This window comes from Dactylosporangium sp. CS-033363 (assembly GCF_050942475.1).
Lineage (GTDB): Bacteria > Actinomycetota > Actinomycetes > Mycobacteriales > Micromonosporaceae > Dactylosporangium.
Genome location: NZ_CP192032.1, coordinates 9,083,710 through 9,102,768 on the forward strand (window position 1 = coordinate 9,083,710; position 19,059 = coordinate 9,102,768).

19 protein-coding genes and 1 pseudogene are annotated in these 19,059 nt (G+C 73.3%); 9 read left to right on the top strand and 11 right to left on the bottom strand.

Annotated elements, in window-relative coordinates; all coding sequences use genetic code 11:
• Window positions 1-101 precede the first annotated feature (101 nt).
• Together ACQPZ4_RS41860 and ACQPZ4_RS41865 are read right to left on the bottom strand one after the other, a co-directional pair.
• Window positions 102-1,268 (bottom strand): glycoside hydrolase family 16 protein, encoded by a 1,167-nt coding sequence (locus tag ACQPZ4_RS41860; RefSeq protein ID WP_433049188.1) that lies wholly within the window; start codon window positions 1,266-1,268, stop codon window positions 102-104.
• Window positions 1,269-1,417: 149 nt separating this feature from the next.
• Window positions 1,418-2,305: a sigma-70 family RNA polymerase sigma factor gene (locus ACQPZ4_RS41865; protein WP_433049191.1), complete on the bottom strand. Its 888-nt coding sequence runs from the start codon at window positions 2,303-2,305 to the stop codon at window positions 1,418-1,420.
• Window positions 2,306-2,496: 191 nt separating this feature from the next.
• Between ACQPZ4_RS41865 and ACQPZ4_RS41870 the strand changes: the two genes are divergently transcribed.
• Both ACQPZ4_RS41870 and ACQPZ4_RS41875 read left to right on the top strand, forming a co-directional pair.
• Window positions 2,497-4,215 (top strand): RecQ family ATP-dependent DNA helicase, encoded by a 1,719-nt coding sequence (locus tag ACQPZ4_RS41870; protein ID WP_433049194.1) that lies wholly within the window; start codon window positions 2,497-2,499, stop codon window positions 4,213-4,215.
• Window positions 4,216-4,242: 27 nt separating this feature from the next.
• Window positions 4,243-4,659 (top strand): nitroreductase/quinone reductase family protein, encoded by a 417-nt coding sequence (locus ACQPZ4_RS41875; RefSeq protein WP_433049196.1) that lies wholly within the window; start codon window positions 4,243-4,245, stop codon window positions 4,657-4,659.
• Here ACQPZ4_RS41875 and ACQPZ4_RS41880 read toward each other — a convergent pair.
• Window positions 4,646-5,002, bottom strand: a complete 357-nt coding sequence (locus ACQPZ4_RS41880; RefSeq protein ID WP_433049201.1) for a DUF6980 family protein — start codon at window positions 5,000-5,002, stop codon at window positions 4,646-4,648. The two genes, ACQPZ4_RS41875 and ACQPZ4_RS41880, sit on opposite strands and share 14 nt — an antisense overlap.
• A 163-nt stretch (window positions 5,003-5,165) precedes the next feature.
• Here ACQPZ4_RS41880 and ACQPZ4_RS41885 point away from each other — a divergent pair, with 163 nt between their 5' ends.
• Window positions 5,166-5,606, top strand: a complete 441-nt coding sequence (locus tag ACQPZ4_RS41885; RefSeq protein ID WP_433049204.1) for a hypothetical protein — start codon at window positions 5,166-5,168, stop codon at window positions 5,604-5,606.
• A gap of 37 nt (window positions 5,607-5,643) precedes the next feature.
• On the opposite strand, the gene ACQPZ4_RS41890 is transcribed toward ACQPZ4_RS41885, so the two are convergent.
• The gene (locus ACQPZ4_RS41890; RefSeq protein WP_433049207.1) at window positions 5,644-6,558 is read right to left on the bottom strand and encodes a helix-turn-helix domain-containing protein; all 915 of its coding nucleotides are present in this window, start codon (window positions 6,556-6,558) and stop codon (window positions 5,644-5,646) included.
• Between the two features lie 67 nt (window positions 6,559-6,625).
• On the opposite strand from ACQPZ4_RS41890, the gene ACQPZ4_RS41895 reads away from it, so the two are divergent.
• On the top strand, window positions 6,626-7,435 hold the full coding sequence (locus tag ACQPZ4_RS41895; protein WP_433049209.1) for an isocitrate lyase/PEP mutase family protein: 810 nt from the start codon (window positions 6,626-6,628) through the stop codon (window positions 7,433-7,435).
• Here ACQPZ4_RS41895 and ACQPZ4_RS41900 read toward each other — a convergent pair.
• Entirely contained in the window at window positions 7,416-8,231 is an 816-nt protein-coding gene (locus ACQPZ4_RS41900; RefSeq protein WP_433049212.1) for an oxidoreductase, read from the bottom strand. The genes ACQPZ4_RS41895 and ACQPZ4_RS41900 overlap by 20 nt on opposite strands.
• Before the next feature lie 71 nt (window positions 8,232-8,302).
• On the opposite strand from ACQPZ4_RS41900, the gene ACQPZ4_RS41905 reads away from it, so the two are divergent.
• Window positions 8,303-9,202, top strand: coding sequence for a LysR family transcriptional regulator (locus tag ACQPZ4_RS41905; RefSeq protein WP_433066902.1), 900 nt, complete (start codon window positions 8,303-8,305; stop codon window positions 9,200-9,202).
• Window positions 9,203-9,268: 66 nt separating this feature from the next.
• Here ACQPZ4_RS41905 and ACQPZ4_RS41910 read toward each other — a convergent pair.
• Window positions 9,269-10,354 (bottom strand): annotated as a pseudogene (locus ACQPZ4_RS41910) (diguanylate cyclase domain-containing protein); the annotation flags it as partial.
• A gap of 300 nt (window positions 10,355-10,654) precedes the next feature.
• Here ACQPZ4_RS41910 and ACQPZ4_RS41915 point away from each other — a divergent pair.
• Window positions 10,655-11,083 carry a hypothetical protein gene (locus tag ACQPZ4_RS41915; RefSeq protein WP_433049215.1) on the top strand — a complete coding sequence of 143 codons (429 nt, stop codon included), beginning with the start codon at window positions 10,655-10,657 and terminating at the stop codon, window positions 11,081-11,083.
• Between the two features lie 5 nt (window positions 11,084-11,088).
• Here the strand turns inward: ACQPZ4_RS41915 and ACQPZ4_RS41920 are convergent, their stop codons facing one another.
• Window positions 11,089-11,670, bottom strand: a complete 582-nt coding sequence (locus tag ACQPZ4_RS41920) for a hypothetical protein (protein ID WP_433049218.1) — start codon at window positions 11,668-11,670, stop codon at window positions 11,089-11,091.
• A 164-nt stretch (window positions 11,671-11,834) separates the two neighbouring features.
• The gene (locus ACQPZ4_RS41925; protein WP_433049221.1) at window positions 11,835-12,320 is read right to left on the bottom strand and encodes a beta-class carbonic anhydrase; all 486 of its coding nucleotides are present in this window, start codon (window positions 12,318-12,320) and stop codon (window positions 11,835-11,837) included.
• An 85-nt stretch (window positions 12,321-12,405) separates the two neighbouring features.
• Here ACQPZ4_RS41925 and ACQPZ4_RS41930 point away from each other — a divergent pair, with 85 nt between their 5' ends.
• Together ACQPZ4_RS41930 and ACQPZ4_RS41935 are read left to right on the top strand one after the other, a co-directional pair.
• On the top strand, window positions 12,406-13,524 hold the full coding sequence (locus tag ACQPZ4_RS41930) for a geranylgeranyl reductase family protein (RefSeq protein WP_433049224.1): 1,119 nt from the start codon (window positions 12,406-12,408) through the stop codon (window positions 13,522-13,524).
• Between the two features lie 5 nt (window positions 13,525-13,529).
• Entirely contained in the window at window positions 13,530-13,976 is a 447-nt protein-coding gene (locus tag ACQPZ4_RS41935) for a YdeI/OmpD-associated family protein (protein ID WP_433049227.1), read from the top strand.
• Here the strand turns inward: ACQPZ4_RS41935 and ACQPZ4_RS41940 are convergent.
• Window positions 13,956-14,609 (bottom strand): pentapeptide repeat-containing protein, encoded by a 654-nt coding sequence (locus ACQPZ4_RS41940; protein ID WP_433049230.1) that lies wholly within the window; start codon window positions 14,607-14,609, stop codon window positions 13,956-13,958. The two genes, ACQPZ4_RS41935 and ACQPZ4_RS41940, sit on opposite strands and share 21 nt — an antisense overlap.
• Window positions 14,610-14,677: 68 nt before the next feature.
• Here ACQPZ4_RS41940 and ACQPZ4_RS41945 point away from each other — a divergent pair, with 68 nt between their 5' ends.
• Complete coding sequence (locus ACQPZ4_RS41945; protein ID WP_433049233.1) at window positions 14,678-16,930, top strand: tetratricopeptide repeat protein; 2,253 nt, start codon at window positions 14,678-14,680, stop codon at window positions 16,928-16,930.
• Here ACQPZ4_RS41945 and ACQPZ4_RS41950 read toward each other — a convergent pair.
• Window positions 16,870-17,877, bottom strand: coding sequence for a LacI family DNA-binding transcriptional regulator (locus ACQPZ4_RS41950; protein WP_433049236.1), 1,008 nt, complete (start codon window positions 17,875-17,877; stop codon window positions 16,870-16,872). The genes ACQPZ4_RS41945 and ACQPZ4_RS41950 overlap by 61 nt on opposite strands.
• 36 nt (window positions 17,878-17,913) lie before the next feature.
• A complete protein-coding gene (locus ACQPZ4_RS41955) occupies window positions 17,914-19,059 on the bottom strand; it encodes a low temperature requirement protein A (protein WP_433049239.1) in 1,146 nt (381 codons plus the stop codon).

Genomic DNA, 19,059 nt, shown 5'->3' on the forward strand with positions numbered 1-19,059 from the left:
GCGACAGCCTAACCCGGCCCGTCAACAGGCTTCATGGTGCGTAAGGGTGAGTTTTGCTCACCCTCAAGGTCAAAACGACCGTCTATCCCAGGTTTGCCCTGCTAGGCGGCCGTCTGCTGATACACGCGGATGTAGTCGACCTCCAGCTGGCGGGTCAGCGTCGGGTCGGTCAGCCCGACGTTCCAGGAGCGCTGCCACTCGTTGTCGACCATCATGTGCAGCAGCAGCTGCATCGGGCCGTTCTCGATCGCGGAGGCGTCGCTGAACCGGGCGCACTCGACGCCGTCGATGTACCAGGAGATGTGGTCGGGCTCCCAGTCCACGGCCAGGCGGACGTAGTCCTTCGAGTAGTCCTTGGCCGGGCACTTGCCGTTGCTCTTCTTGCCGTCGTTGACGTGGTACTCGTGCTGGCGCTCGCCCCAGTGGTAGGTCATGAACATCGAGGCCGGGTCGTTGCCCATGACCTCGAGGATGTCCAGCTCGGAGCGGTAGTTGTAGGACGGGTCGGCGGGCAGCATCCAGAACGCGGTGAAGAAGCCCTGGGTGCCCGGGAACTTCAGGCGCGACTCGACGTAGCCGTACGTGAACGAGTACAGGTACTTGTTGGTGCCCGAGTTCGGCCGCGCGGTGGAGACCAGGCCCGCCTTGTACGTGCACGAGCCGCCCTGGCAGGCGCTGCTCTTGTAGGCCGGGCTGAGCGGGGCGGCGATGAGCTTGGCGGTGCCGCCGGAGACCTGGACCTGGCTGGGCTGGTAGTGCTCGCGCCCGCCGTTGAAGGTCGAGGTGCAGTCGCCGCTGTTCCAGTCGAAGCACGGGGTGAGCTTGGACTTGTCCAGCGCGGTGCCGTTGAACTCCTCGCTGAAGCCGACCGTCCAGCGCTTGCCGGCCGCGGGCGTGATCGGCGGGGCGCCCGGGGCGTTGGCCGCGCCGCCGGCGGCCTTGGTGGTCGCGCCGGGCTTGCCCGAGGCGGACGCGGCGGCCGAGGCGGGGGCCGACGCCGAACCGGAGGCGCCCGCTTCGAGGAGGCCGGACGCGCCGGCCGGGTCGGCGTTGCCGATGCCCTCGGGGTCCGTGCCGGTGCCGGTGTCGGCGGCCGAGTCGCGGCTCATGAACGCGACCGCGCCGGCGCCCGCCCCGACGAGCAGGACGGCGGCCGCGGCGGCGACGACGATCCAGAGCCGGCGGCCGCCGGAGCGGCGCGCGGGGGCGCCGATATGGTGGATTTCGCCGGTTTCCGGGTGCTCGGATGCTGCCGGTTCGAAACGCATTCGCCCGCCCAATCGGTGCGTATTTCGCAGGTGTGAACATCTGCCGGACCAATGTGCAGCGGCCACCCTACCACCGGAAAACGAGCGGTCTTCAAAACGATCTGGGGCCCGCCATGAAGAATGGCGGGCCCCGGATCGGTGACGGATCTTTATGCGTGGCGGCCGGACTGGATGAACGGCATGCCGTGGTGATTGGTCTGGGCCAGCCGGCTGTTGAGGTTGCCGGCGTTGGCGATCTTGTCGTGGTACGCCTCGCGGCGGCGCGCGACGCAGCCCGTCGGCTTCTCGCTGGCCGAGACCAGGTCCGGGTCGAGGTGGGTGTTGAGCCCGTCGCGCAGCAGCATCAGCGCCTCGGCGCGCAGCTGCGAGACCCGCGACTCGGTGACCCCGAGCTCGTGCGCGATCTCCATCATGGGGCGCTCCTGGAAGAAGTACCCCTTGACGACCTTCCCCAGCCGCTCGGGCAGCGCCTCCACGGCGTTGTGCAGGTACCCGATGCGCTCCCGGTGCAGGATCAGGTCCTCGGGCCCCGCGGCCCGCTCCGGGACCATGTCCTCCGCACTGCCGGCCGCGAAGCCCTGCAGCGACAGCACGGCCGCGCGCTGCACGTCGTCGTCGATCGCCTGCAACTCGTCGACGCCCACCCCGAGCGCCTCCGCGAGCTCGTGGTTCGTCGGGGTGCGGCCGAGCGCCGCGGTGAGCTCCTGTTGCATCGCGTCGACCTGCCTGGCCCTGGCCCGCACGGACCGGCTCGCCCAGTCCAGCCCCCGCAGCTCGTCCAGGATCGCGCCCCGGATGCGCGTCGTGGCGAAGCTGCCGAACGGAATGCCGCGGCTCGGGTCGAACGCCTTCGCGGCGCCGGCCAGAGCCGCCATCCCGGCCGAGACCAGGTCCTCGCGGCTGACGTGGGCAGGCAGGCGGCCGAGCGTCTGGCGCACCAGATGCCCGACGAGCGGCAGGTGCTCGCGGATCAGATCCTCGAGCTCGCGGCCTTCCAACTGGACCTTGAGCGTGGCACCCTCAAGGGTCGTTGTCATCGGTTCCCCCTCGTGTCCGGGTGGACCCCGTGCAGGCGGTCCACCTGCTGACACGAAGAACTTTCGACTACGAAGGGTGCTTACGCCGTCACTTTCGGTTGCATATCGGGTGCAGGACGGTGAGAGTCCTCAAGGCTCGGCGTGTCGCGTAGCGCGCCGAAGCGTTCGAACACCGGTACAGTCCCGAACCGATGAATCTTGTGCCTCCCGGGCCCCGCCTGCGCCGGGCCGCCCGCCAAGAGTTCGGCTGGGACACGCTCCGCCCCGGACAGCTGCCGCCGATGCGCGCCCTGCTCAAGAAGCGTGACGCTCTCGTCGTGTTACCCACCGGCGGCGGAAAATCCGCGATCTATCAGATTCCGGCGACCTTGATCGCCGGCCCGGCCATCGTCATCTCACCACTTCTCGCGCTCCAGCAGGACCAGATCGCCGGTCTCAACCGCCGCCGCGAGGGCCAGGCGGTGCGGATCAGCTCCGCCGAGACCCCCGCGCAGCAGCGCCGCGCGCTCGAGGCGCTGCAGGCCGGCACCGCCCGCTTCCTGTTCATCACGCCCGAGCAGCTCGGCAACCCGGACCGCCTCGCCGAGGTCCGCGCGCTGCGGCCCGGGATGGTGGCCGTCGACGAGGCGCACTGCGTGTCGGCCTGGGGCTACGACTTCCGCCCCGACTACCTGCAGCTCGGGCACCTGATCCGGGAGCTCGGCCGGCCGCCCGTCGTCGCGCTCACCGCGACCGCCTCGCCGCCGGTGCGGGCCGACATCATCGCCGCGCTCGGCCTGCGCGACCCGTTCACCCTGGTGGCCGGGCTCGACCGGGCCAACCTCGAACTCGGCGCGGTGCACTGCACCAGCGACGAGCAGCGCTGGCAGCGCCTGCTGGCCCAGGTGCAACAAGAGCAGAACCCCGGCATCGTGTACGCCCCGACGCGCGCCATCGCCGAGCAGTACGCGCAGCGGCTCGACGAGCGCGGCATCCCCGCCGTCGCCTTCCACGCCGGACTGTCCGCGGGCGAGCGCAACCGGCGCTACGAGGACTTCATGGCGGACAAGATCCCGGTCATGGTCGCCACCAGCGCGTTCGGCATGGGCGTGGACAAGCCCAACATCCGCTGGGTACACCATGTGGCCCTGCCGGACTCGCCCGACAGCTATCTGCAGGAGATCGGGCGCGCCGGACGCGACGGCGCCAAGTCCCGCACGATCCTGTTCTTCCGCCCGGAGGACGTCGCCCTGCAGCGGTTCTTCGCCACCGGCGCGCCGGACGGCAAGGAGCTGACCCAGCTCGCCGCCGCGCTGCGCGAGGGCCCGACGACCCGGACCGGCCTCGCCACCCGCAGCGGGCTGCCGGCCCGCCGGATCACGTCCCTGCTGAGCCTGCTGGAGCAGGTCGGGGCGGTCGAGGTCGGGGCCGGCAACAAGCTCACCGCGCCCCGCTACGCCCCCGCGCCGGCCGAGGCGGCGCGGCTCGCGCTGGCCCAGTTCGAGCGGCACCAGACGCTGCGCAAGTCGCGGATCGACATGATGCGCCAGTACGCCGAGAGCGCCAACTGCCGCGGCCGGTCCCTGCTGGCGTACTTCGGCGAGCAGGCCGACGGGCCGTGCGGGCACTGCGACAACTGCGCGAACGGCACCGTCGTCGTCGACCCCGTCGTGCCGCGGCTGCGCTGGTACCAGAAGCTGTTCCGCAGGGCCTCCGCGCCGATGGCCGCACCCGAGGTCGCGGTGCCCCGGCAGGCCGACCACGAGCGGCCGTTCCCCGTCTCCAGCGAGGTGCGGCACACCACGTGGGGCACGGGCACGGTGATGGCCTACGAGCAGGACCGCGTCGTGGTGCTGTTCGAGGAGGTCGGGTACAAGACGCTGAGCGTGCCGATCGTGCGCAGGTCGAACCTTCTGGAACCCGTCGGATAGCGCTCACCGAGTAGTTAGGGTCGTCGCATGGCTGAGATTCCCGCCGATCTGAACGCCGCCAACGCCGCGCTCATCGAGCAGTTCCGCGCCGCCGGGCGCAAGCTCGACGGCCGGCCGCTGCTGCTGCTCACCACCACCGGGCGGCGCAGCGGCAAGCAGTACACCAACCCGATGATGTTCGTCCGGCTCGACGACCGGCTGCTCGTGGTCGCCTCGGCGGCCGGGGCCGAGCACGACCCGGACTGGTACCGCAACCTCGCCGCCGACCCGGACGTCACGGTGGAGGTCGACGGGGAGCAGTACCCGGCCGCGGCCCGCCCGGCCGAGGGGGCGGACCGCGACGCGCTGTTCGAGCGGATCGCCGGGCAGTACCCGTTCTTCAACGACCACCAGGCCGGCATCGAGCGCCGCATCCCGGTGGTGGAGCTGATCAGACGGGACTGACGACCCGCTCGGGCTCGACGAAGTCCCGGCTCGTGCCGTCCTGCTCCGGGTTCCACCACGCGTCGGTCAGGTACTCCTCGGGGACGTCGTCCTCCCACGGGTCCAGGCCGAGGCGCTCGATCGCGTCGAACCAGGCGTCCCGCCGCGACTCGGGCAGGCGGGCGCCGCACCACGGGCAGAAGCCGATCACGACCATCGAGGAGCCGCCGTCGCGGACGGGCAGGCCGTACTCGTCGAACTTCGGCATGTAGACGACCACGACGTCCGGGTCGTCCCACGGGTCCTCGGTGCGGTCCTCGGCGTCCAGTTGCGCGCGCATCCCGTCGCAGCAGTGTCGTAGCACCGCAGGAGTATGCACGCTTCCCGTCGTTGGGACGAAAACTGGCTGATCAGCTGTCATGTGGGGGATAGTTCCGCCGCTCGTACGGGTCTAGCTTCGAATCCCAGCACCACTTGACCATGAGCAAACGCAACGCGGCTCGCCGCGGCCCTCGAAGGGAACCATCATGAGCGACTACGAGACCGGCGACACCGGCGACACCGGCGCGGACTACGGCCACTACTCGGCCGGCCAGGAGAGCACCGAGCTCGACCAGCTGCACCAGGCCCAGGGCTCCGAGCAGGACGCGCAGTCCCAGTTCGGCGTGTACGAGAACGACCACCACGCCCAGGAGTCGACGGACTTCTCGACCGGCCAGCACGTCGAGTACGACCAGCCGGCCGCCGTGCACTTCGAGTCCGACAACTACACGAACTACAGCCACGACGCGTCCGAGGACGACCACGTCTTCGCCGCCGAGGGCAGCGAGTCCTCGCACTCCGCCGAGTTCTCCGAGCTCGACGCGCTCGAGCAGCGCTTCGACGCCGCCTTCGCCGAGGGGACCCAGTTCCACCAGGACGGGATCCCCGGCGGCGGCGCCGCCGAGCTCGGCCCGGCCGACAAGTAACGCTCTTGCTTGGCAAAACGAACGGCCGGTCGGTGCCCTAGGGCGCCGGCCGGCCGTTCGCTTCGAGCAGGACCTCGGCCGCCGCGGTGCGCACGTTGAGCACGGACCGGCCGTCGCGGTGGGTGCGGACCAGGCCCGCCGCCCGCAGGACGGCCAGGTGCTGGGACACGCCGCCGGGCGTGATCCCGATCCGCCCGGCCAGCTCCGAGGTCGAGGACGGGACGGCGAGCTCGGTCAGCAGCCGCGCCCGGGCCCGCCCCACGAGCGCCCCCAGCGCGTCCGCGCCCGCGTCCGGCGGCGACTCCCACAGCGCGCCGATGCCGCGCGGCGGATAGGCCAGCTGGGCCTGCGCGCCGAACACGGTCAGCACCGACGGCCACACGAACACGGACGGGATGAGCACCAGGTCGCCGCCGTCCGGCACGTCCGCGGCCGTGCACCAGCGCTGCAGCACCGACAGGGTGCCGCCGGCGAACGAGACGTTCGCGTGCAGGTCGTTGAGCAGGCCGCCCACCCCGTCGGCGGCGAGGGTCCGGGCCCGCGCGTACACCTCGGCCTCCAGCAGCGCGCGGATGCGGGGCCAGTCCGGGGCGAGGGCGGCGTCGAAGTACGACCGCAGCTCCTTCGCCAAGGCCGCCGGGTCGGGCGGATCTCCGGCGCCGGTCTGGGCCGCGACCACCTCCGGCGGCGTGGCGGCCAGCACCGCGAGCTCGTCGTCGAGGTCCGGGAACGGGCCCGGCGGGGTCGGGGTGAGGAAGTCGGGGATGTACCCGGGCGCCGGCGCCACCAGCAGCGGCACGCCCAGCCCGCGGACCCGGCGCACCCACGGCAGGTGGACCGCGTGCCCGCCCGGATCCCGCAGGACGCGCAGGCTGGCGATCGTCTCCCAGAGCGGCGAGACGGCGAAACGGATCCGCGCGATCGCGGACGCGGACAGGCCGATCGACACCATGGAGTACCAATGTAGCGGCACCTAAAACGTTGGGGCGGGTGCGCGCGGCGGCGGAAGAATGGCCCGCATGACCAACCGCGCCGCTCACTTCCGGTCCCTGCACACCGCCGCCGCCCCGCTGGTGCTCGCCAACGCCTGGGACCCCGCCTCCGCCCGCATCGTCGCCGCGTCCGGCGCGCCGGCCATCGCGACCACCTCGGCCGGCGTGGCCTGGACGCTGGGCGCCCCCGACGGCGACGTCCTCGCCCGCGACCGCGCCCTGGAGCACCTGGCCCGCATCGTGCGCGCGGTCCCTGAGGCGCTGCCCGTCACCGCCGACATCGAGTCCGGCTTCGGCGACACCCCGGCCGGCGTGGCCGAGACGATCCGCGGCGTGCTCGCGGCCGGCGCCGTCGGGATCAACCTGGAGGACACCGCCCGCGACGGCGCCGCGGCGACCCTGCGCGACGTCGCCGGCCAGCAGGCCCGGATCGCGGCCGCCCGCGCCGCGGCCGACGACGCCGGCGTCGAGCTGTACATCAACGCGCGCGTCGACACGTATTTCCGCGGCCGCCCCGAGGAGACCCTCGCCCGCGCGGAGGCGTACCTGGCGGCCGGCGCGAGCGGGATCTTCGTGCCCGGGGTCGCGGACGCCGACACGATCGGCACCCTGGCCAAGGCGATCCCGGCGCCGCTGAACGTGCTCGCGCAGGACGGGACGCCGCCGGTGGCCGAGCTGGCCGCGCTCGGCGTGGCCCGGGTCAGCCTCGGCTCGTGGATCGCCGAGGCCGCCTACGCCCTGGCCCGGCGGGCCGCCGAGGAGGTCTACTCGGCCGGCACCTACACCTCGCTGGCCGGCTCGTACGACTTCGGGGAGCTCAACTCCCTGATGGCGTGAGATCCGTCGAGCGGCTCAGGTTCTCCCAGCTCGCCAGGTCGGCCGCCAGCCACTCGTGGTGGGCGCGGATCGCGTCCACCGCGTCCGCGCCCAGGGCCAGCCGCAGCGGGGCGTCGGACGCGTCGAGCAGCGCCAGGATCGCCTGGGCCGCGCGGTCCGGGTCGCCGGGCTGGCCGCCGTCCATCGCCTCCACCGCGGCCCGGGTCGCCGCCGTCGTCTCCGCGTACGCGGGCAGCCGCGGCGAGCGGTGCAGGCTCGCGCCGCCGAAGGAGGTGCGGAAGGCGCCCGGCTCGACGATGTGCACGCGGATGCCGAGGGGGCCCGCCTCGGCGTACAACGCCTCCGAAACGGCCTCGAGGGCGAACTTGGCCGCGCAGTAGGCGCCGAAACCGGGCATGGTCAGCTGCCCGCCCATCGACGAGATCTGCACGATCGCGCCCGAGCCGCGGGCGCGCATGTGGGGCAGGACGGCCTGGGTCACGGCGACCGCGCCGAAGAACATCACGTCCATGATCGAGCGCAGGTGCCCTGGCTCGATCTCCTCGACGGCCCCGACCGAGCCGTGCCCCGCGTTGTTCACCAGGACGTCGATCGAGCCGAGGCGCTCGGCGGTCAGCGCCACGGCCGCCGCGACCGAGGCCGGGTCGGTGACGTCGAGGCGGGTCCGGTCCGGGAACCCGGTCAGCGTCGCGGGGTCGCGGCCCGTCGCCATGACGCGGTCGCCCGCGTCCAGGGCGGCCCGCGCGATCGCGGCGCCGAAGCCGGACGAGCAGCCGGTGATCAGCCAGTTTCGCATGCCTCCAGCCTCGGCCCGGGCGGTGCGCGGCGGCCAACACACGCTCCCGGGAGCGGTTACAGTCAGAGCCTGTGACCCTTCCCGAGCTGCGGCAGCTGCGGTACTTCGCCGCCGTCGCCGAGCACCTGAGCTTCACGACCGCGGCGCGGGAGCTGCACCTCGCCCAGCAGTCGCTCTCGCAGCAGATCGCGGCACTCGAGCGGACCGTCGGCGCCCGGCTGTTCGACCGCGACACCCGCGGCACCCGGCTGACCGAGCCCGGGCGGCTGTTCCTGGCCGAGGCGCGGGCCGTCCTCGCCGCCGCCGGGCGCGCGGTCGCCGTCGCCCGCCGCGCCGAGTCCGGCGAGCTCGGCCGGGTGCGGCTCGGGTTCCTCGCCTCCGTCGCGAACTACATGCTGCCCCTCGTCGTCCGGGCCGGGCGCGAGCACCTGCCGGACGTCGAGCTCACCACGGCCGACCTGGCGATCGAGCCGCTCGTCGGCGGGTTGCGCGACGGGACCATCGACCTGGCGTTCACGCGGCCGCCGCTGGTCGCGGACCTGAGCACCCGGACCCTCGCGCGGGAGCCGGTCTGCGCGGTCCTCCCGGCGCGGCACCGGCTGGCCGGGGCGGCCGCGATCGCGCTCGCCGACCTGGCGGACGAGCCGTGGGTGCTCACGCCGCGGGCGTCGTGGCCGCCGTGGCACGAGAAGTACGACCGGGACTTCGCGGCGGCCGGGTTCGCGCCGGCGGTGGTGCACAGGGCGGCCACGGTACCGAACCTGCTCGGTCTCGTCGCCGCCGGTGTCGGGGTCACGAGGCTGGCCGCGTCGGCTCGGACGCTGCGGGACACGGGCGTGGTGTTCGTGCCGATCGCGGGCGACACGGCCGAGACCGTGGCCGCCTGGCGCACCCTCTCCCCCGCCGCCGAGCGGCTGCTGGAGCTGCTCACGGACCTCGCGGCGCGGACGGATCTCACGCGGGCCGGCTAGCGGCCGCCTTCCGGGCGCGTTTTCGGCGTACATCGCGAGGTCCGCGCTCCGCAGCAGCGCCCGCGCCTGGGTCGGCTCGGGGCCCGACACCGCCACGCCGACGCTGCAGCCGACCCGCACGGTGTGCCCGGCCACGTGCATGTCCCGCTCGATCGCGGCGACCAGCCGGGCCGCGACCGCCTCGGCCACGTCGGTGCCGCCGACGCGGGTCAGGATCACGCCGAACTCGTCGCCGCCGAGCCGCCCGACGATGTCCGAGGCCATGGTCGAGCGCCGGATCAGCCGGGCCACCAGGGCCAGCAGCTCGTCCCCGGCCTCGTGCCCGAGCGAGTCGTTGACCTGCTTGAAGCCGTCCAGGTCGACGAAGAGCAGCGCGATGCGCGCGGGCGCGGCCAGCGCCGCCTCCAGCTCCAGCATGAACGTCTGGGCGTTGACCAGGCCGGTGAGGGCGTCGTGGGTGGCCGCGTACGCGACCTCGTCCTGGGCCGCCCGCCGCTCGGTCACGTCGCGGTAGTGCCCGACCACGCCCTGGATGGCCGGGTTGTCCAGCAGGTTGCGGGAGCTGACCTCGAACCAGCGCCACTGCCCGGTCGCGTCGCGGATGCGGAACTCGCCGCGCTCCTCGTTCGTCTCGTCGCCGGCCAGGACCCGCCCGAGCAGCTCCTGGGCGGCGGCGATGTCGTCGGGGTGGATGCGCTGCCACAGCTGCTGGCCGAGCAGCCGGTCGGGCTCGATGCCCAGGACGCGCTCGGCGGCGGGCGAGACGTACGTGAGGCCGGTGTCCGGCCCGGCGATCGCGATCAGGTCGCTGGAGTCCTGCACGAGCACCCGGAACCGCTCGTCGCGGGCGCGCACCGCGGCCTCGGCCCGCTCCCGCCGCGAGACCGCCCGGCCCAGGACCCGGCAGGTGGTGGCGGTGCCGATGGCGACCAGCGCGGCCACGCCGTGAATCTCGGGCGACGGGAGGTACGAGTAGAGGCCCACCGCCACGCAGAGCTGCCCGATCGCGAGGGAGGCGACGCTGCCCAGCGCGCCGGGGCGCCAGGCGCGCGAGCCGGACCACTCCAGGTGCATCGACAGGATGTGGAAGTGCGCGACGGCCAGCAGCGGGCCCCAGCCGAGGATGTACGCGAGTGCGGTGGTGAGCAGCATGTGCACGGTGATGCGCGCGGCGACCCGGTTGCGCAGGTCGTGGCCCGAGAGCCACAGCTGGACCTCGGGCTGCTGGTACACGGCCCCGGCGAGCAGCGGGATCGCCGGCACCCACACCGGGGCCGGTCCCGCCACCCCGAAGTGGTGCAGGACCGCGATCACCAGGAGCACGACGAGCGGCTCGATGCCGTTGCGGGCGTACCGCAGGAGCCTCACCCAGCCCACATCGGCAGCGAAACGGCCGGTTTTCGCCCTTCCGGCCGGTGTCGTTCGGGCTTTTCGCCGCGGGACAATCCCCGGGTGACGCTGCCCGTGCCGTACAGCGGCACTCCCGCCTACAACGGCCCCGACGTGCAGATCGGCGACGTGCGCGTCGACGGGGTGGCGATCTACACGCCGCTGGGCGTCTGGCCGGTGCGCGGGAGCCGCTGGATGGTCGTCTCCCAGCCGATCCCGATCACCACCACCGCGGGCTGGGGCGTCGGGCTGGCGGTGACCTGCGCGATCCTGGCCGTACTGCTGTCCCTGTTCACCTGCGGCCTGAGCTTCTTCCTGCTCTTCGGGCTGCTGTTCCTCACGGCGAAGACGCACTCGATGTCGGGGCCGCTGGTGGTGTCGATCCAGTCCGGGCCCTACCACTACCTCGCCCAGGAGCTGGTGTACTCCCCGGTGCACGCGGCCGAGGCGATCCAGCGGGTCAACTTCGCCCAGGCGCTGGCGACGATGTAAACGGCTCAGCCGGTACCGTATGCGTCGTAACCGGCCAGCAGATGCGCCCGCGTGCCGGTCAGGTGCGGCTCGATGTCGCTGACGCGGGTCAGCGCCAGCCCCTTCGGCTCCACCCCGGACGCGCGCAGCAGCAGGCCCGGCACCTCGTCGAGGATGGCCAGCCAGCCGCGGCCCCGGTCCTCCCCGAGCGGCTCGTCGGGCCAGCGGGAGAACTCGCGGGGCGCGCCGTCGACGGTGATCGCGACCCGCTCCCCGGCCGGACTGGAGGCGGCGTCCAGCGCGCGCTCCAGGGCCCGGCGGTCACCGGGGCGCTCCCCCGCGGCGGCCATGCGCAGGTCGATCAGCTGCGGCATCGGCGGCCCGGCGGTGGTGATCACCTCGATCCAGGGGCCGGCCGCGGCCTCGAAGTGCAGGCCCGCGTGCATCAGCCGGTCGTCTTCCCAGCCCCAGGCGCCCAGGCGGCAAGGACCCGGCCACCCGGCCGGGCCGTACAACGGCAGCGTGGTGACGCTGGCGCGGATTCGGTTCGCCTGCTGGTCGATCAGGGCCGTGAACTCGATCCGGTTGAGTCTCCCCCCGTATCGCATGCGTCCGATGGTGCCGCATTCGTCACCCGTTCTGGACACCTCAGATCCCTCGGCGCCACCCCCGCAACATGCAAATTGCGCACGCACCGCGAGCCCTTCGTACACGTACGGTGCGGGCCGCGCCGGTGTTCACATTGCGGACGCGGGTGTCCGATCTGCGGGACTCAGACGACCTCTTCGATCTTCGCGGTCGCCACGTCGAAGATGAAGCCGCGGACGTCCTCGCGGTTGGGGATCCACGGGCACTCCCGCACCGTGCGGATCGACGTGCGCATGGTGTCGTGCAGGTCGGTGAAGCCCGGCACGTCCCAGCTGGGCGTCCGGCCGGTCGCGGCCAGCTCGGCCCGGAACGCCGGGTCGTCGAAGCCCTCCATGCCGCATTCCGTGTGGTGGATGATCACCACTTCGCGGGTGCCGAGCTTGCGCTGGGAGATCGCGAGCGAGCGCAGGACCTCCTCGGTCGGCAGGCCGCCCGCGTTGCGGATCAGGTGGGCGTCGCCGATCTCCAGGCCCAGCGCGCCGAAGAGGTCCAGGCGCGAGTCCATGCACGCGATGACGGTCAGGCGCAGCTTCGGGCGCAGCGGCCGGGGACCCGGGAACGTCTCGGCGTACCGGGCGTTCGCGTGGATGAGATGGTCGATCGCGGACATGCTCCGAGTGAAGCAGATCCGTCACCCGAACGGCTGATGTGTTGGTCACACGAGGCCAAAGTCACCTGCCCGTTAAGGTTCTCGGGTGACTGACTGGGATGTGGCGATCGTCGGCGGCGGACCGGCGGGACTGTCGGCCGCGTACGAGGCGGCCCGCCGCGGTGCCCGCACGCTCGTCCTGGAGAAGGCGACGCACCCGCGGTACAAGACCTGCGGCGGCGGGCTGATCGGCCAGACAGTGGCGGCGGTGCGCGACCGCATCGCGATCCCGGCGGACGACCGCATCGAGCGCGCCGAGTTCACCCACGACGGGCGGGCCCCGTTCGCCCGCACCGCCAAGCCCGGCAGGACGCTGCTGGCGATGGTCCGCCGGCCCGAGTTCGACGACGCCCTGCGCCTGGCCGCCGAAAAGGCGGGCGCGACGGTACGGCAGGCCACCGCCGTCCGCCGCCTCGAGCAGGACGGCGACGGGGTCGCGATCCGCCTCGGCGACGGCGAGACGATCACGGCCACGTCGGCGATCGGCGCCGACGGCTCGTCCGGCATCACGGCGAAGCACGTCGGCGTGGAGTACGGCCAGGTCGACCTCGGCCTGGAGGTGGAGCTGCCGATCGACCGGGCCCGCCAGGAGCACTGGAAGGGCCGCCTGCTCATCGACTGGGGCCCGCTGCCCGGCTCCTACGCGTGGGTGTTCCCCAAGGGCGACCTGCTGACCGTCGGGGTGATCTCGGCGCGCGGGGACGGCGAGCGGACCAAGGCGTACCTGCGCGACTTCGTCCGGCGGCTCGGCCTCGACGGGATCGAGCCCGTGCACGACTCGGGGCATCTGACGCGGTGCCGTACCGAATCCTCGCCCCTGCGCAACGGCAGCGTCATCGTCGCCGGGGACGCCGCGGGGCTGCTGGAACCGTGGACGCGGGAGGGCATCAGCTTCGCCACCCGCTCCGGCGCGCTCGCGGGAGCGGCGGCGGCCGACGGGGAGCTCGCACGGTACGAGCGGGAGGTCGAAACCACGCTGGTGCCGACGATGCGGGCCGGCACCAAGCTGCTCGCCGCGTTCGCCCGCCGGCCGCGGCTGTTCCACACGATGCTGCGCACGCCGCCCGGCTGGCGGATGTTCGAGCGGTTCTGCCTCGGCGAGACGTCCTTCGAGGGCACGGTCGAACGTTTCCCTGTACGGCAGGCGCTGCGCCTGCTTGGCTGAGCCGCATGAGGTTTCGCACGACGCTGCAGCTGAACGGCAAGACCGCGACCGGCCTGACCGTGCCCGCCGAGATCGTCGAGGCGCTGGGCCAGGGCAAGAAGCCGAAGGTGGCGGTGACGATCAACGGGTACACGTACCGGTCGACGGTCGCCGTCTACGGCGGGGTGCCGATGCTGCCCGTCGCGGCCGAGGTGCGCGCCGGCGCCGGGATCGCGGCCGGCGAGGAGATCGACGTCGACATCGAGCTGGACACCGCCCCGCGCGTCGTCGAGGTCCCGGCCGACCTGGCCGCCGCCCTGGACGCGGAGCCGCAGGCGCGGGCGGCGTTCGACAAGCTGTCGTACAGCAACCAGCGCCAGCACACCCTCTCGGTCGAGGGCGCCAAGACCGAGGAAACTCGAAAGCGCCGCGTGGCCAAGGCGGTCGCCGCGCTACTTGACCAGAATCCCTAGCGCCGCCGCGAGGGCGGGCCCGAGCTCCATGAGCTGCCGCTCGTCCACGATCGCCCCGCGCAGCGAGTCCGCCCCGTCGGCCACGTCGAGCTCCCGCGCCCCGCGAAAGTCCACCTTCTTGCACTTCACCTGCGAGAACCGCGCGCTGCGCACCGCCGACCCGGGAAACGTCACGTTCGTCAGCGACGCCCCGGCACAGTCGAGCTCGTCGATCTCACAGTCCTCGAACACCACGTCGACCAAGGTCGCCCCCCGCAGGTTGAGCGTGTCGATCTTGCACCCGCGGAACGTGACCCGCCGCAGCCGCGAGCTGTAGGCCTGCACCCCGGCGAGCGAACTGTCGAGCACGGCCACGTCGAGCCACTCCCCGTCGACGACCCGCACCCCGACCCACCGGTTCCGGCTGAGCCACACGTCACTGAACCGCGCCCGCTCGAGCCCGACCTCGGCCATGGTCACCCCGGTGAGCGCGGCCTCGATGAACTTGGCACTGGTCGCCTCGCCCCCGGAGAACTCCACCGAGTCGAAGTGCACCTCGGTGTAGTTCCCGTCCGGCTCCAGCGCTTCCCCGTCGGGGTGCACCTGCAGAAACGCGGCGTACGGAAGCTCCGACAACGACTGCGCGACACCCATCGGCCCACCCTAACGGGCCAGCGCCGGGTTGCCGTTCCCGGTTACCCTGCGTCCCCGGAGGTGTACTCGTGGCTCCTCGCTCGTCTCCCCGCACGCGCGGCTGGGCGCTGCTCGTGGTCTCGGCCCTGTCCGTCGCGGCGGCCGGCCTCGCCGCGGCCCGGTGGCCGGACCAGCCGCTGGTGGTGGCCCTCGCCGCCGTGGGGACCGCCGTCCTCGGCGTCGCCGCGGCGCGGGGCGAGGAGCTGCTGGCCCGCCACCGCGAACTGCGGTCGGCACTGCCCGACGGTCTGCTCGTCACCGGCCCGGGCGGCCGCCCACCGCTGGTCCGCGACGTCGACGACCCCCTTGCCGTACGCGTCCACCCCGCCGAGGCCGCAGACGGACTTCTTGATCGGGTGCCGCCCTACATCGCCCGTGACGCCGACGACCGGCTCCGCGCCGCGCTCGACCGCGGCGGCCTGGTGCTGCTCGTCGGCGACTCCACGGCGGGCAAGACCCGCGCGGCGTACGAGGCGGTCCGCGCCCGGTTCCCCCGGCACGCGTTCGTCGCCCCCGCTGACCGCGAGGCCCTGGCCCGCATCATGCCGCTCGTCGCCGAACTCCGCCGGGCCGTCGTCTGGCTCGACGACCTGGAGCGCTTCCTCGGCGTCGGTGGCCTGACCCCCGCCGCGGTCCGCCGGATGCGCGGCCCCGGCGACCGGGACGTGCGGCTGGTGGCCACGCTGCGCAGCGCCGAGTACGACCGCCTCGCCTCCCCCGCCGACCCGTCCGACGCGGCCCGCGGCACCTGGCGCGACGCCCGTGACGTGCTCGGCCAGGCCACCGTCGTGGAGCTGCCCCGCCGGTGGAGCGCCGCCGAACTGGCCCGCGCCCGGACGCGCGGCGACGACCCCCGCATCCGCGCCGCCCTGCGCAACGCCGGCGACTTCGGCGTGGCCGAACTGCTGGCCGCCGGCCCCGACCTGGTGCGGGCGTGGCGGGCCGGTTGGAGTCCGGGCGCGCACCCGCGCGGCGCCGCCCTCGTCGCCGCGGCCGTCGACTGCCGCCGCGCCGGGGTGCACGACCCGCAGCCGGTCGCGTTCCTGGCCGACCTGGCCGAGGAGCGCCTGCGCCGCCGCGGCGGCGCGCTGTTGCGCCCGGAACCCCTCGACGAGGCGGTCCGCTGGGCCACGGCGCCCGCGCACGGCGCGAGCAGCCTGCTGCTGCCGACCGCCGACCCGGACCGCGTGCTCGCCTTCGACTACCTGATCGACGTCGACGGCCAAGACCGCGTGCCTCCGGCGACGTGGACGGCCCTGATCGACCGCGCCGCCCCCGCGCAGGCGTTCGACATCGGCGTCGCCGCCGCGCAGCGCTTCGTCAACGACGCCGCGGTGGCCGCGTTCCGCCGCGCGGCGAGCGGCGGGGTCGCCGACGCGGACGTGGCCGCCGCCTTCCACGCCCGCATGCTCGTCGGCGACCGCACGGCCCTCGACGACCTGGAGAGCGTGTGGCGGGAGCGCGAGCGAGTCCTCGGCCCCGACGACCCGGCGACCCTGCGCGCCCGGGCCAAGCTGGCCGAGGCCTTCGCCGACGGCCACGACCGGGCCGTGGCGGCGCGGATGTACGAGACCCTGGTGCCGGACCTGCAACGGGTGCTGGGCCCGGACGACTCCGACACGCTCAACGCACGGCGGATGCATGGCTACGCGCTGGGCAAACTGGGCCGGGCCACGGCGAGCCTCGCGCTGCTGGAGCAGGTGCGCCGCGATCACGAGCGGGTCTACGGCCCGGACCACCACGACACGGTGCTGACCGACCACTACATCGGCTCGTTCCTGGCCGAGCAACGGCCGGTCGAGGCGCTGGCTCTGCTGGAGGAGGTCCGCGCCGCCTACGCCCGGCTGCTCGGCGCCGACAGCCAGCGGGTGCTGCAGGCTCGCACCCTGATCGCCCAGATCGCCGCGAGCGCCGGGGAGTTCGACCGGGCCGCCCGGCTCGCGCAGGGCCTCGCCGAAGACCGGGAGCGGACCCTCGGCCTGCACCATCCGCACACGCTCGCCTCCTGGCTCGACACCGCCGCGTGGGCGTTCAAAGCGGGCGAGCGCGACGCGGCGGAGGCGATCCTGCGGCGGATGGACACGGACGCGGCACCGGACGAGATCATGCACGCCGTCGTCGGCGGCAGCGAGCGGCTGTTCGAGCGGATCGAGATCAGCCGGCTGCACGCGCGGGCCGAGGCGTGCACCGCGGTGCTCGGGTCCGGGCACCCTCTGGCGGTCTACCTCACCGCGCGGGTCGAGGACCGCACGATCAGGCGCGGGGGAAACACCAGCTCCTGATGGCGGTGGCTGGTGGCCGTCTCGGAGAGCAGCAGCTCGGCGGCGACCCGCCCCAGTTCCCGGATCGGGCGCTGCACCGTGGTCAGGGCCGGCCGGACGTGCGCGGCCCACGGCAGGTCGTCGTAGCCGACCACCGAGAGGTCGTCCGGCACGCTCAGCCCGCGCGCCTGCATGGCCCGGATCACCGCCAGCGCCACCACGTCGTTGACGCACGCCACCGCGGTCGGCGGGTCGGCCATGGAGAGCAGGGCGCCGACCGCGGCATCCGTGCCCTCGGCGAAGCCGCCCGGCGCCAGGCGTACCTCGATCGGGTCGGCCGACAGGGCCCGGCGCAGCCCCTCGCGGCGCTCGCGGACCGGGTCGATGTCGGGGCCGTTGGTGATGAAGGCGACCCGCCGGTGCCCCAGCGCCGTCAGGTGCTCGCCCGCCAGGCGGCCGCCCAGGTCGTGGTCCACCGTCACCGCGCACAGGTCCAGCCCGTCCTGGCGGGCGTCCAGCAGCACCACGGGTGTACCGCGCGAGCTCACCGCCGCGAACCGCCCGCCGTCCTCGCCCGTTGGGGTCACGATGACGCCGCGCGGGGACTGTTCCTCGAGCAGGTGGAGGGCGCGCAGCTCCTTGTCCGGGCGCAGGTCGGTGCTGCACGCCAGCAGCATGCAGTCCTCGCCGTCCAGGTGGTCCTCGATGCCGCGGTTCAGTTCGGCGTAGAACGGGTTGCCCTGGTCCAGCGTCACCGAGCCGACCAGCCGGCTCGGCAGGCCGCGCAGTTGCCGGGCCGGGCCGCTGCGGACGAAGCCGATGGCGTCCATGGCTTCCTCGACGCGGCGGCGGGTGGGTTCGGCGACCACGCCCGGGTTGTTGAGCACGTTGGCGACGGTGCTGACGGACACCCCGGCGGCGGCCGCCACGTCGCGCATTCCCCGGCGCCGGTTGGCGGCATTGACCACGACCGGCACGATACAGCCGTCGATCAATACCGGCGGTCAGCGTCCGAAGTCGTGGATCCGGGTGGTGCGGGTCTGGCGTACCGTCCGCAGGTCCCGCGTGATCGCCGCCGCCATCATGACCAGCAGGACCGCCGCGAGCTGGGCCACCGCGCGCCAGTGGCCGAGCGGGATGACGGCGAGCACTCCCAGGGCGCCGATCAGGCGGTACGAGATGCCGGGTATCCCCATCAGCTGGAGGAACCAGGCGTGGCCGAGCAGGAACACGGCCACGCCGGCGCTGAGCACCACGGCGCTCGGCCAGGGCAGCGGCTCGGTCGCGTGGCCGACGGAGAGCTCGACGCCGACCGCGGTGCCGACGATCCCGGCCAGCAGCAGGACGTGGGCGTAGCCGTACGCGAACACCCCCAGCCGGGCCTTGCGCGCCGGGTCGGCCTCGGCGTGCAGGGCGTGCTCGGCGCGCGCCTCGTCGCCGGAGAAGTACGTCCAGTACAGGTAGTACGCGATCGCCAGCCCCAGCACCGCGACGGCGAGGGTGCCGGCGTCGAGGTGCGCGTCGCGGAAGGCCAGGCCGATCGCGACCACCGACTCGCCGATCGCGACGATGATCACGAGGCCGTGGCGCTCGGCGAAGTGGCCCGCGTTGATCGTCCAGGAGCCCATCCGCTGCAGGTACGGCGCGGCCACGATGACGGCGAGCGCGGCCGCCCACAGGCCGGTGCGCCAGCCGCCGTGCAGGAAGCCGCCGGTGAGGACGAGGGCGGCGCACAGGCCGTTGATCGGGGCCAGGTTGGCGATCGCGCGGCCGATCGAACCGTTGTCGTCGGCGTGCAGGAACAGCGTGCTGTGCACCACGATGACGATCGCGTAGCCGACGCCGAAGGCCCAGCCGTCCTCGTGGAACGCCTCGGGGACGGCCAGCGAGATGATCAGGAAGCCGACCATGCCGGCCAGCAGCAGGGTGCGGCGGGTCGTGCTGCTCGGGGCGACGGCGTTGGTGAGCCAGTTGTAGCCCGCGTACATCCACCAGATCAGCCCCAGCATGAGCAGGACCTGGCCGGTGTGCGCCCAGTCGACGTGGTGCACGAGCACCGACGCCAGCTGGGTCACGGTGAACACGAAGACGAGATCGAAGAACAGCTCGATCGTGGACACCCGCGGCGCGCGCGTATCGGCAGCAGTCAC

Coding starts and splice junctions, on each gene's coding strand:
- ACQPZ4_RS41940 (WP_433049230.1), bottom strand. CDS start 14,609: ATGGGTGTCGCGCAGTCGTTGTCGGAGCTTCCGTACGCCGCGTTTCTG.
- ACQPZ4_RS41875 (WP_433049196.1), top strand. CDS start 4,243: ATGGCTGAGATTCCCGCCGATCTGAACGCCGCCAACGCCGCGCTCATC.
- ACQPZ4_RS41925 (WP_433049221.1), bottom strand. CDS start 12,320: ATGTCCGCGATCGACCATCTCATCCACGCGAACGCCCGGTACGCCGAG.
- ACQPZ4_RS41865 (WP_433049191.1), bottom strand. CDS start 2,305: ATGACAACGACCCTTGAGGGTGCCACGCTCAAGGTCCAGTTGGAAGGC.
- ACQPZ4_RS41885 (WP_433049204.1), top strand. CDS start 5,166: ATGAGCGACTACGAGACCGGCGACACCGGCGACACCGGCGCGGACTAC.
- ACQPZ4_RS41895 (WP_433049209.1), top strand. CDS start 6,626: ATGACCAACCGCGCCGCTCACTTCCGGTCCCTGCACACCGCCGCCGCC.
- ACQPZ4_RS41920 (WP_433049218.1), bottom strand. CDS start 11,670: ATGCGATACGGGGGGAGACTCAACCGGATCGAGTTCACGGCCCTGATC.
- ACQPZ4_RS41890 (WP_433049207.1), bottom strand. CDS start 6,558: ATGGTGTCGATCGGCCTGTCCGCGTCCGCGATCGCGCGGATCCGTTTC.
- ACQPZ4_RS41860 (WP_433049188.1), bottom strand. CDS start 1,268: ATGCGTTTCGAACCGGCAGCATCCGAGCACCCGGAAACCGGCGAAATC.
- ACQPZ4_RS41935 (WP_433049227.1), top strand. CDS start 13,530: ATGAGGTTTCGCACGACGCTGCAGCTGAACGGCAAGACCGCGACCGGC.
- ACQPZ4_RS41870 (WP_433049194.1), top strand. CDS start 2,497: ATGAATCTTGTGCCTCCCGGGCCCCGCCTGCGCCGGGCCGCCCGCCAA.
- ACQPZ4_RS41900 (WP_433049212.1), bottom strand. CDS start 8,231: ATGCGAAACTGGCTGATCACCGGCTGCTCGTCCGGCTTCGGCGCCGCG.